11 protein-coding genes (1 of these 11 only partly in view) are annotated in these 10747 nt (G+C 74.0%); 4 read left to right on the plus strand and 7 right to left on the minus strand.

The window, feature by feature from the left end:
• Window positions 1-12: 12 nt before the first annotated feature.
• The 3 genes from adhP to ppdK form a co-directional block, all read right to left on the minus strand.
• Window positions 13-1023, minus strand: a complete 1011-nt coding sequence (gene adhP / locus ACN27D_RS27705; protein WP_421500365.1) for an alcohol dehydrogenase AdhP — start codon at window positions 1021-1023, stop codon at window positions 13-15.
• A gap of 164 nt (window positions 1024-1187) precedes the next feature.
• Entirely contained in the window at window positions 1188-1631 is a 444-nt protein-coding gene (locus ACN27D_RS27710) for a hypothetical protein (protein WP_120570465.1), read from the minus strand.
• Window positions 1632-1643: 12 nt separating this feature from the next.
• Complete coding sequence (gene ppdK, locus ACN27D_RS27715; RefSeq protein WP_421500366.1) at window positions 1644-4304, minus strand: pyruvate, phosphate dikinase; 2661 nt, start codon at window positions 4302-4304, stop codon at window positions 1644-1646.
• 133 nt (window positions 4305-4437) lie between these two features.
• Between ppdK and ACN27D_RS27720 the strand changes: the two genes are divergently transcribed.
• The 3 genes from ACN27D_RS27720 (at window position 4438) to ACN27D_RS27730 (ending at window position 7077) form a co-directional block, all read left to right on the plus strand.
• On the plus strand, window positions 4438-4941 hold the full coding sequence (locus ACN27D_RS27720) for a GNAT family N-acetyltransferase (RefSeq protein WP_047894418.1): 504 nt from the start codon (window positions 4438-4440) through the stop codon (window positions 4939-4941).
• 9 nt (window positions 4942-4950) lie between these two features.
• Window positions 4951-5577, plus strand: coding sequence for a hypothetical protein (locus ACN27D_RS27725; protein ID WP_421500367.1), 627 nt, complete (start codon window positions 4951-4953; stop codon window positions 5575-5577).
• 144 nt (window positions 5578-5721) lie between these two features.
• Window positions 5722-7077 (plus strand): hemolysin family protein, encoded by a 1356-nt coding sequence (locus ACN27D_RS27730; RefSeq protein WP_121686097.1) that lies wholly within the window; start codon window positions 5722-5724, stop codon window positions 7075-7077.
• 78 nt (window positions 7078-7155) lie between these two features.
• Here the strand turns inward: ACN27D_RS27730 and ACN27D_RS27735 are convergent, their stop codons facing one another.
• From ACN27D_RS27735 to ACN27D_RS27750, 4 genes are read right to left on the minus strand one after another with little or no spacing between them, the layout of a single operon-like run.
• Window positions 7156-7473, minus strand: a complete 318-nt coding sequence (locus tag ACN27D_RS27735; protein ID WP_421500368.1) for a PRC-barrel domain containing protein — start codon at window positions 7471-7473, stop codon at window positions 7156-7158.
• Complete coding sequence (locus ACN27D_RS27740) at window positions 7460-7840, minus strand: hypothetical protein (RefSeq protein WP_120570460.1); 381 nt, start codon at window positions 7838-7840, stop codon at window positions 7460-7462. The genes ACN27D_RS27735 and ACN27D_RS27740 overlap by 14 nt, the downstream gene beginning before the upstream one ends.
• On the minus strand, window positions 7837-9087 hold the full coding sequence (locus tag ACN27D_RS27745; protein ID WP_421500369.1) for an NRAMP family divalent metal transporter: 1251 nt from the start codon (window positions 9085-9087) through the stop codon (window positions 7837-7839). Before ACN27D_RS27745 ends, ACN27D_RS27740 begins: the two co-directional genes overlap by 4 nt.
• A gap of 47 nt (window positions 9088-9134) precedes the next feature.
• Window positions 9135-9518, minus strand: coding sequence for a PaaI family thioesterase (locus tag ACN27D_RS27750; protein ID WP_175438812.1), 384 nt, complete (start codon window positions 9516-9518; stop codon window positions 9135-9137).
• A gap of 108 nt (window positions 9519-9626) precedes the next feature.
• Between ACN27D_RS27750 and tyrS the strand changes: the two genes are divergently transcribed.
• Window positions 9627-10747, plus strand: the 5' portion of a protein-coding gene (gene tyrS, locus ACN27D_RS27755; RefSeq protein ID WP_120573845.1) for a tyrosine--tRNA ligase. Its footprint extends 163 nt past the window's final position; only the first 1121 of its 1284 coding nucleotides appear in the window; its start codon is at window positions 9627-9629; the stop codon falls past the right edge of the window.

Consider the following 10747-nt stretch of genomic DNA (forward strand, 5'->3'; position numbering starts at 1 on the left):
CGGGGGCGGGGGTCAGGGCTGGAGCACGAGCCGGGCGGCGACCCGGCCGGCGAGGACGTCGTCCACCGCGTCGTTGATCTCGTCGAGCTTGCGGGTCTCGTAGACGACCCGGGTGCGGCCGGCGGCGTGCAGCGCGAAGACCTCGGCCAGGTCGGCGCGGGTGCCGACGATCGAGCCGAGCACCGTGATGCCCTTGAGCACCGTCTCGAAGACGGGCAGGGTGATCGCGTTGTCGGCCGGCAGCGACACCAGCACCAGCCGGCCGCCGCGGCGCAGCGAGCGGTGGGCCTGCTCGATCACCCGAGGGCTCGCGGCCAGCACGATCGCCACGTCCACGCCGCCCAGCGCGGTGATCCGCTCGACCGGGTCGGTGGTGGCGGCGTCGACGGTGTGCGCCGCGCCCAGCGACGTGGCCAGCTCCAGCTTCTCGGGGGTCACGTCCACCGCGACCGTCTCGGCGCCGAAGATCTGCGCGTACTGCTGCGCGAGGTGGCCCAGGCCGCCGATGCCGAAGATCGCGACCCGCTCGCCCGGCCGTACCCCGGCGACCTTGACGGCCTTGTACGTGGTGACGCCCGCGCAGGTCAGCGGCGCGGCCTCGAACGGGTCCACGCCGTCGGGCACGCGGACCGCGTAGCGGGCCGAGGCCACCGCGTACTCGGCGTGCGCGCCGTCGATGCTGTAGCCGGTGTTGCGCTGCGACTCGCACAGCGTCTCCCAGCCGGTCACGCAGTACGAGCAGGTGCCGCAGGCCCAGCCGAGCCAGGGCAGCGCGACCCGGTCGCCGACGGCGTGCTCGGTGACGCCGGGGCCGACCTGCTCGACCAGGCCGACGCCCTCGTGACCGGGGACGAACGGCGGGGTGGGCTTCACCGGCCACTCGCCGCGGGCGGCGTGGATGTCGGTGTGGCAGAGTCCGCTGGCTTCGATGCGGACCAGGATCTCGCCCGGGCCGGCCTCCGGCACGGGACGCTCGGTGATCTCCATCGGACGGTCGAACGCGGTGACGACACTGGCGCGCATCGGGGGCCTCCCTCGGTCTCGTTCTCACCCTCAGCGTCGTCGGTCCGGGCGCTGCCGGGCAGGGGCGCAGGACCGCGGTGACCCGGGACCAACGGCCCCCTCCCGGGCGGGGGAACGGCGGTACGGCCGCCGGTGACGTGCCGGCGGCCGTACCCCGGTGGTGGTCAGCGGTCGACGACCAGGCGGCGGGCCCGCAGCACGCGCGCCCACCAGGGCCGGTGGTCCGGGCGCAGCCGCGGCGCCGGCACGCCGCGCAGGCTGACCCAGCCGCCCGGCCCCATGGTGACGGTGCCGACCGACGGCGGTCGGCGCCGCGACCACACCGCCACGGCGGCGGTGAGCGCCGCGACCGCGAACGCGCCGGTGGCGGCGGCGACGAGCTGGTCGGGTTCGACCACGCGCCGGTAGCGGACCCGGCCGCCGGCCGCGACGAACACGCCGACCGGGCGGCCGTCGCGGTGCACCGGCACCAGCGCGGCGTCCCCGGGCAGCTCCAGCACCGGGCCGACGGCTCCGGCCGGCGCGGGGGCGGGCGTCGCGGCCTTCGGCGGCGCCGGGCGGGGGAGCGGCGTGACAGCCGGTCCGGTCGGGTTGAAGATGGCGGTCATGACGCTGCCCTCCTAGCGGGAGTCGGACTTCTCGGTGCGGGCCTCGACCGCGGCGCGGCCGGCGGCCAGCCGCGCCACCGGCACCCGGTACGGCGAGCAGGAGACGTAGTCGAGCCCGGCCGCGGCGAAGAACCCGATCGAGTCCGGGTCGCCGCCGTGCTCGCCGCACACCCCGACGGTCAGGTCCGGCCGGGCCGCCCGCCCCTCGGCGACGGCGAGCCGGACCAGCCGGCCCACCCCGGTGGCGTCGATGCTCTCGAACGGCGACACCGGGAAGATCCCCCGTTCCAGGTACGTGGAGAAGAACGCCCCCTCCACGTCGTCCCGGGAGAACGCCCAGGTCATCTGCGTCAGGTCGTTGGTGCCGAAGGAGAAGAACCGCGCCTCGGCGGCGATGTCCCCGGCGGTCAGCGCCGCCCGGGGCGTCTCGATCATGGTGCCGACCGGGATCTCCGGTGCGTCCGGCACCTCGGCCAGCACCCGCCGCGCCTCGTCCGCCACCGCGGCGAGTTCCCGCACGTCACCGACCAGCGGCACCATGATCTCCGGGCGGGGGTCACCGCCGGCCCGGACCCGCTGCGCGGCCGCCTCGGCCAGCGCCCGCACCTGCATCGCGAACAGGCCCGGCACCACCAGCCCGAGCCGTACGCCCCGCAGCCCCAGCATCGGGTTCGTCTCGTGCATCCGCCGCACCGCCGCCAGCAGCACGCCGTCGTGGCCCGGTTCCTCGCCGCGCGCCTGCGCGCCCGCCACCCGGGCGGTCAGCTCGGCCAGCGGAGGCAGGAACTCGTGCAGCGGCGGGTCGAGCAGCCGGACGGTGACCGGCAGCCCGTCCATCGCGGTGAGCAGCCCGAGGAAGTCGGCCCGCTGCAACGGCAGCAGCTCGTCCAGCACAGCGCCCACCTCGGCCGGGCTCTCGGCCAGGATCAGCCGCTCGACCAGTTCCCGGCGCTCCCCGAGGAACATGTGCTCGGTGCGGCACAGCCCGATCCCGGCGGCACCGAGCTCGCGGGCGCGGCGGGCGTCGTCCGGGGTGTCCGCGTTGGCGTGGACGCCGAGCGTGCGCACCGCGTCGGCGTGCCCGAGCAGCCGGTGCACGGCGGCGACCAGCGGGTCGGCCTCGGGCCGCAGCTCACCGGTCAGGTAGCGGGCCACCGGGGACGGTTGCACCGGCACCTCGCCGAGCCAGATCCGCCCGCTGGTGCCGTCGATCGAGATCACGTCGCCGGCGCGCACCACGTGCTCGCCCACCGTGAACTCGCCGCGCTCGACGTCGATGGCCAGCGCCTCGGCGCCGCACACGCAGGTCCGGCCCATGCCCCGGGCCACCACGGCGGCGTGCGAGGTCTTGCCGCCGCGCGAGGTCAGCACCCCGGCCGCGGCGATCATGCCGGGCAGGTCGTCCGGGTTGGTCTCCGGCCGGACCAGGATCACCGGTCCGTCGGCCGCCGCCGCGGCGGCCGAGTCGAACACCACCCGCCCGACCGCGGCGCCGGGCGAGGCGCCGACGCCGACCGCGAGCGGCTCGGGCGCGCCGGCGGCGTCGAAGGCCGGGAACATGAGCTGGGCGAGCTGCGCCCCGCTGACCCGGGTCAGTGCCTCGTCGGCCGTGATCAGGCCCTCCTCGGCCAGCTGCGCGGCGATCACGAACGCCGCCGCCGCGGTGCGCTTGCCGACCCGGGTCTGGAGCATCCACAGCCGGCCGCGCTCGATGGTGAACTCGACGTCGCACAGGTCGCGGTAGTGCCGTTCCAGCGTCGCCATGATCTCCCGCAGCCGGTGGAAACTCGCCGGGTCCAGCCGCTCCAGCTCGGTCAGCGGCACCGTGTTGCGGATGCCCGCCACCACGTCCTCGCCCTGCGCGTCGGTCAGGTAGTCGCCGTACACGCCGGGTGCGCCGGTGGCCGGGTCGCGGGTGAAGGCCACACCGGTGCCGGAGTCCGGGCCGAGGTTGCCGAACACCATCGCCATCACGTTGACGGCGGTGCCCAGGTCGTCCGGGATGCGCTCCTGCCGCCGGTAGATCCGGGCCCGCTCCGAGTGCCAGGACTCGAACACCGCGCGCACGGCCAGGAACAGCTGCTCGTGCGGGGCCTGCGGGAAGTCGTGCCCGACGTGCCGGGTGAAGATCTTCTTGTACGTCTCGACCAGGTCGCGCAACTGGTCGGCGCCCGGTCCGTCCGGCCCGGCGGTGGCCCGCAGCGCGGCCAGCTCGTGCTCGAACTCGTCGGCCGGGATGCCGTGCACGGTCCGGCCGAACATCTGGATCAGCCGCCGGTACGAGTCCCAGGCGAACCGCTCGTCACCGGTGCGGGCGGCCAGCCCGGCCACGGTGGTGTCGTTGAGCCCGATGTCGAGGATCGTCTCCATCATCCCCGGCATCGAGTACCGCCCGCCGGAGCGCACCGCCAGCAGCAGCGGGTCACGTGGGTCGCCCAGCCACCGGTCCAGCCGCGCCTCCACCTCCCGCAGGTGCGCGTTGATCTCCTCGTACAGGCCGTCCGGCGGCGCGCCGGTGGCCAGGTACGCCCGGCACGCGTCGGTGGTGACTGTGAAGCCGGGCGGCACCGGCAACCCGAGCCGGGTCATCTCGGCGAGGTTCGCGCCCTTGCCGCCGAGCAGGTCGGCCCGGCTGCGGTCACCCTCGATGAAGTCGTAGACGTACTTCGACATGGTCCGGCCTCCTCGGCTGAGTCGTTCCACCTCCTTGGTAGCCGGGCCGGGCGGCGGCGCGGCAGGGCCGGACGGGACACACACCGGGCCGGAGGTCCCGAGAGTGTCGGTGGGTGCCCGTATCGTTCCGGCCGTGACCAACGAGGTGCTGCTCCGCCCGGTGCGCGACGACGACCTGCCCGCCTTCTTCGCCCACGAGCAGGACCCGCAGGCGAACTGGATGGCCGCGTTCGGCCCGAAGGACCCGTCCGACCGGGCCGCGTTCGACGCGCACTGGGCGCGCATCCGCGCCGACGAGCGGATCGTGAACCGCGCCGTCGTCGTCGGCGGCCGGCTGGTCGGGCGGGTGGCCGCGTTCCCGGTCGGCGAGCAGACCGAGGTCAGCTACTGGATCGACGCGGCGCACTGGGGGCGGGGCCACGCCACCGCCGCGCTGCGCGCGCTGCTGCGCGAGGTGCCGCACCGGCCGCTGCACGCCCGCGCCGCGAAGGACAACGCCGCCTCGCTCGCGGTGCTGCGCAAGTGCGGCTTCGTCGTGATCGGCGAGGACTCCGGGTACGCCGCGGGCCGCGGCACCGAGGTCGAGGAGTACGTCCTGGAGCTGCCCGCCGAGGGGGCTGACCAGGCAGACCGCTAGTCTCCCCGGGTGAACTGGCTGGAACTCGTCGGCTGGGCCGGCTCCGCGCTGCTGGTCTGGTCCCTGCTGCAGACCCGGATCCTGCGGCTGCGCGCGCTCAACCTGGTCGGCTGCCTCATCCTGATCGGCTACAACACCGCCGTGCAGGTCTGGCCGATGGTCGGGCTGAACGTGGTGCTCGCCGTGATCAACGTCTGGTACCTGCGCAAGCTGCTGGCGACCCGGCACGACGAGCAGACCTACCAGGTGGTCGAGGTGGGCACCGGCGACGCGTTCCTGGCGCACACGCTGCGGGTGCACGCCGCCGACATCGCCCGGTTCAACCCGGGCTTCCGCTGGGATCCGGCCGCCGCCGACCGCTCGGCGTTCCTCGTGGTACGCGCCGACGAGGTGGTCGGCGTGATGCTCTCGCACGCCGAACCGGGCGGGGTGGCCCAGATCGACCTGGACTACGTGACACCGCCGTTCCGCGACTTCACGCCGGGGGAGTTCGTCTACCGGCGCAGCCGCCTGTTCACCGACCGGGGTTTCCGCCGGGTGGTCAGCCCGCCCGGCATGATCGCCCCCTACTACCACCGGCTCGGGTTCCGCCCCGAGGGCGGCGCGTACGTGCTCGACCTGCCCGTACCGGCCTGAGCCCCGGCTCCGGCGGGTCACGCCGGGGCCGGTCATGATTCGGCGGCGGTCCCGCGGGGCAACAGAGGGCCACGCCGACCGGATCTGCCGGCCGGCGAGTCGGCCATCGGCCGACCCGGATCGGGCCGAGGGAGATAACCGGTCGTGCAGAGCTACTGGAGCCAGCTTGCCCTGGTCGGTGTGCTGGTGATCCTCAACGCGGTGTTCGCCGGCAGCGAGATGGCCCTGGTCTCCCTGCGGGACAGCCAGGTGCAGCGGCTGGAGCGCAGCAGCCGCGGCGGACGGACCCTCGCCCGCCTCGCGAAGGACCCGAACCGGTTCCTGGCCACGATCCAGATCGGCATCACACTCGCCGGGTTCCTCGCCTCCGCCGCCGCCGCGGTGTCCCTGGCCAAGCCGCTCGTCCCGCTGCTGGGCGTCTTCGGCAACGCCGCCGAGACGGTCGCCATCGTCGCTGTCACGCTGGTGCTCACGTTCGTCACGCTCGTCTTCGGCGAGCTGGCCCCGAAGCGGATCGCCATGCAGTCGGCCGAGCGGTGGGCGCTGCTGGTGGCCCGCCCGCTGGACGTGCTGTCCAGCATCACCCGGCCCGCCGTCTGGCTGCTGGGCGCGACCACCGACCTGGTGGTACGCCTGTTCGGCCTGGACCCGAAGGCCGAGCCGGACGAGATCGGCCCGGACGAGCTGCGCGACATCGTGGCCGGCAACCACGGCTTCACCAAGGAACAGCGCACGATCATCGCCGGTGCGGTGGAGATCGCCGACCGGCAGTTGCGGGCTGTGCTCGTACCCCGGTTGCAGGTCTTCACGCTCGACAGCGGCACCACGGCGGAGGCCGCCCGGCTCGTCCTCGCGGCGACCGGCCACTCCCGGGCACCGGTGGTGCGCCACGGCGGCCTGGACGAGGCGGTGGGCGTGATCCACCTGCGGGACCTGGTCGGCGTCTCGGACGACCGGCCGGTCGACGAGATCGCCCGCCCGCCGATGCTGCTGCCCGACTCCCTGCCGGTGGTCGACGCGCTGCGCCAGTTCAAGGCCGAACGCCAGCACATCGCGCTCGTGGTCGACGAGCGCGGCGCGGTCGACGGGATCGTGACGCTGGAGGACATCCTGGAGGAGATCGTCGGCGAGATCTACGACGAGACCGACCGGGACCTGCGCGCCGTGCGCACCGAGGCCGACGGCACGCTGGTGCTGCCCGGCACGTTCCCGGTGCACGACCTGACCGACCTCGGCGTGGAGCTGCCGAACCGGCCCGCCGGCGACTACACCACGGTCGCCGGGCTGGTGCTGATCTGCCTCGGGCACATCCCGACGGTGGCGGGGGAGCAGGTGACCGTGGACGGCTGGGAGCTGGCGGTGGCCGACGTCGACCAGCGGGCCATCACCGAGGTGCACGTCCGCCGCCGCGGCCGCCACGACGGCTCCCCGGACGGCGACATCACCGACGACGCCGCCGACCCGGCCGACACGCCGGAACTGGACGACGCCCGCCGCTGACCGGCGCCCGGCGCGCGCTTCACTGGCGCTCGGCTCAGCGGGGCTCGGCTCAGCGGGGCCGGCTCGGCGGGGCTCGGCTCAGCGGCGCCCGGCGGGCGGGCCGAACGGGAAGCCGGGCACCGGCGGGAGCAGCTGCACCGCGTCGGCGGGCATCTGATGGGTGCTCCGCCCGACCAGCCGGGCGATGATCCGCAGCAGCCACGGCCCGGACGGGTGCAGCTCCGGGCCGATCAGCCGGCTGATCACCCGGGTCCACCAGTGCCCGGCGACGATCACATCGGTGATCCGCAGCCGGTCCGGCGGCCACCCGCCGCGCACCACCACGTCCACCACCCGGCCCAGCCGCCGCCCGTGCAGGTCGTACGCGGTGCGGCCGAGCAGCTCACCCGCTCGCACGGCCGGACCCCGGGATGCGCTCGATCAGGTGCCGGCGCAGCCACGCCTCCACCGGTGACGGCGGCAGGTCCGCCGCCGGGCAGCGCAGCCGCACCGCGCTGTCCACGCGGGCGACCTCGGCCAGCGGTACGCGCAACGGCGGCACCGGCGGGTCGTCGGTGAACCGGTCCGCCACCGCCACCAGCAACCGCCCGATCCGCCCGCCGATCCGCTCGCCGAGCGCGCCCTGCCCGGTGAGCAGGGCGTCCACGTACGGGAAGCCCTCGTCGTCGACCGCGAACGCGATGTCGTCGACGCGCCCGACCAGCCGCCCGTCCACGTCGACGATCTGCCGGTCGAGCAGCCGCTTGGCGAGCTGAACCCTCATCGCCCCATCCCCGTCATGATCGCCAGTGGGATCGCCGCCACCGAGGCCGCCACGATGAGCAGCAGGAACACCGCGCCGAGCAGGTTCATCCACCGCCCGTTGACCCGGTCGCCGAGATACCCGCGGTCGTTGGCGACCACCAGGATCGGCAGGTAGGTCAGTGGCAGCACCACCGCGCTCAGCACCAGCATGTACTCGGTCAGCCGCACCGGGTCCACAGTCGTCATCAGCATCACCACACCGAGCAGCAGACCGACGAGCAGCACGCTGTGGAACCGGGCCGCCTCACGGGGACGGACCCGTTTGCCCCACTGCCACCCGAAGTACTGCGCCGCCGCGTACGCCGCCGACAGCCCGGTCTCCAGCGCCGCGCCGAACGTCACCGCGAAGAACGCCAGCACCGCGGCGGCCAGTCCGGCGCCACCGAGCGCGGTCGCCACCGGCTGCGCCACCTCGTCCAGCGTGGTCAACGATGCCCCGGACGGGTGGTAGGCCACCGTCGCGACGGCGATCAGCGACAACGCCAGGAACCCGCCAACCGGGAAGCCGATCAGCACGTTCGAGCGGGCCCGCGCCAGGTCCGCCGCGCTCCACCGCTCCTCGACGCCGCCGGAGGAGAAGAAGAACACCTCGTACGGGCTCACAGTCGAGGCGAACAGCGCCACCGCCACGAACCAGTACAGCGGCCAGCCGTGTCCGGCCGAGCTGACCTGCCACACGCCCTGCCCGAGTTCCGGCCAGTCCGTCGGCAGCGCCACCAGCGCGACCGCGAACACCAGCAGCGACAGCCCGGCCAGGCCGAAGATCCGCTCCATCAGCTCGAACCGCAGCCGCCACAGCACCAGCCAGACGGCCAGCGCGGCGAGCGGCACCCAGAACAGGTGGCTCAGCCGGGTCGCCAGTTGCAGCGCCAGCGCCACCCCGCCCAGCTCCGCGGCGAGCGTGACGACAGTGACCAGCCACGACGCGACCAGGTTGAGCAGCGCCACCCGCGGCCCGAGCCGCTCCCGGACCAGGTCGAACACCGCCCGTCCGCTCACCGCCGCGATCCGGCCGGCCATTTCCGCGTACGCGCAGATGCCGACCACCCCGACCAGCAGCACCCAGGTGTGGGCCATGCCGAACAGCGCGCCGGCCTGACTGGCCGCCACCAGGTCACCGATGTCGACGAAGCCGCCGACGGCCGACAGCACGCCGAGCGTGGCGGCGAACAGCTTCCTCACGTCGGGCCGGGCGCGGACGTCCACACCGAGGCGACGATATCGCCGTCAGCGCCCGGTTTCGGGCGAATGCGTCAGGCGGCGGTGAGGTTCTGCAGCCGCACCTGACCGCGGGCCACCAGCCGGCCGTCGGCGTCGGTGATCTCCACGAGCCAGAGCTGCTGGCTGCGGCCCCGGTGCACCGGCGTGCCGACAGCGGTCAGCTCCCCGTCACGCACCGCGCGCAGGAAGTCGGTCTGGTTCGACACCCCGACGACGTTGCCCTTGTCGCCCAGCCAGAGCGCGCCGCCGATGCTCGCCGCCGTCTCCACCACCGAGCAGTAGACGCCGCCGTGCTGGATCCCGTACGGCTGGTGCAGCTCCGGGCGCACCTTCCAGCGGATCACCACCCGGTCCCCGCTGACCTCGTCGAACGTCAGGCCCAGCAGGGCCACGAAGCCACCGGTCAGGTTCGGCATGTCCACCGCGGTTCCTCCTCGCGTTCGACGGGCGCCGCCAGCCTAGCCGCCGCCACGTCGGCAAACCCGGTACGGGCCGGGCCCGGGAATGGGGGAGAATCGGTGACCGTGACCGACAGCAACCTCCCGCAGGGGCGGGACTCCCTGACCGAAGACCTGCTGTGGCGGGGCCTGATCCAGGACTCGACCGGCCTCGACGACCTGCGCGAGCTGCTCGACGCCGGACCGGCCACGTTCTACGTGGGCTTCGACCCGACCGCCCCGAGCCTGCACGCCGGCCACCTCATGCAGGTCCTCACCGCGCGCCGGCTCCAGCTCGCCGGGCACCGTCCGCTGCTGCTGGTCGGCGGCGCCACCGGCCAGATCGGCGACCCGAAGGAGAGCGCCGAGCGCACGCTCAACTCGCCCGAGGTGGTCGCCGGCTGGGTGGAGCGCATCCGCGAGCAGCTCTCGCCGTTCGTCACGTACACCGGGGAGAACGCGGCCCAACTGGTCAACAACCTGGACTGGACCGGCGAGATGTCGGTGGTGGAGTTCCTCCGGGACGTCGGCAAGCACTTCCCGGTGAACAAGATGCTCGCGCGCGAGGTGGTCAGGGCGCGGCTGGAGACGGGCATCAGCTTCACCGAGTTCAGCTACCAACTGCTGCAGGCGAACGACTTCTTCGAGCTGCACCGCCGGCACGGCTGCCAGCTCCAGTACGGCGGCTCCGACCAGTGGGGGAACATCACCGCCGGCGTGGACTACGTCCGGCGGCGCGGCGCCGGGCCGGTGGAGGCGTTCACCACGCCGCTGGTCACCAAGTCCGACGGCACCAAGTTCGGCAAGACCGAAGGCGGCGCGGTCTGGCTCGACCCGCAGATGACCAGCCCGTACGCCTTCTACCAGTTCTGGGTCAACGCCGATGACCGGGACGTCAGCCGCTACCTGCGGTACTTCAGCTTCCGCTCCCGCGAGGAGCTGGAGGAGCTGGAGAAGGCCACAGCGGAGCGGCCGCAGGCGCGCCTGGCCCAGCGGGCGCTCGCCGAGGAGCTGACCACGCTCGTGCACGGCGAGCGGGAGATGGCCCAGGCGGTGGCCGCGAGCCAGGCGCTGTTCGGCCGCGGCTCGCTCGACGAGCTGTCCCCGGAGACGCTGCGCGCCGCGCTGACCGAGGCCGGCCTGGTGCACCTCGACGAGCTGCCGGACGTGGCCGGCCTGCTCAAGGAGTCGGGCCTGGTGCCGAGCAT

Origin of the sequence: Micromonospora sp. WMMD1274 (genome assembly GCF_049179035.1) — a bacterium.
Classification (GTDB): domain Bacteria; phylum Actinomycetota; class Actinomycetes; order Mycobacteriales; family Micromonosporaceae; genus Micromonospora; species Micromonospora tulbaghiae.

Bases quoted from the DNA above. Each gene is read 5' to 3' on its own strand.
- adhP (WP_421500365.1), bottom strand. From the start codon at position 1,023: ATGCGCGCCAGTGTCGTCACCGCGTTCGACCGTCCGATGGAGATCACC.
- ACN27D_RS27710 (WP_120570465.1), bottom strand. From the start codon at position 1,631: ATGACCGCCATCTTCAACCCGACCGGACCGGCTGTCACGCCGCTCCCC.
- ppdK (WP_421500366.1), bottom strand. From the start codon at position 4,304: ATGTCGAAGTACGTCTACGACTTCATCGAGGGTGACCGCAGCCGGGCC.
- ACN27D_RS27740 (WP_120570460.1), bottom strand. From the start codon at position 7,840: ATGAGGGTTCAGCTCGCCAAGCGGCTGCTCGACCGGCAGATCGTCGAC.
- ACN27D_RS27750 (WP_175438812.1), bottom strand. From the start codon at position 9,518: ATGCCGAACCTGACCGGTGGCTTCGTGGCCCTGCTGGGCCTGACGTTC.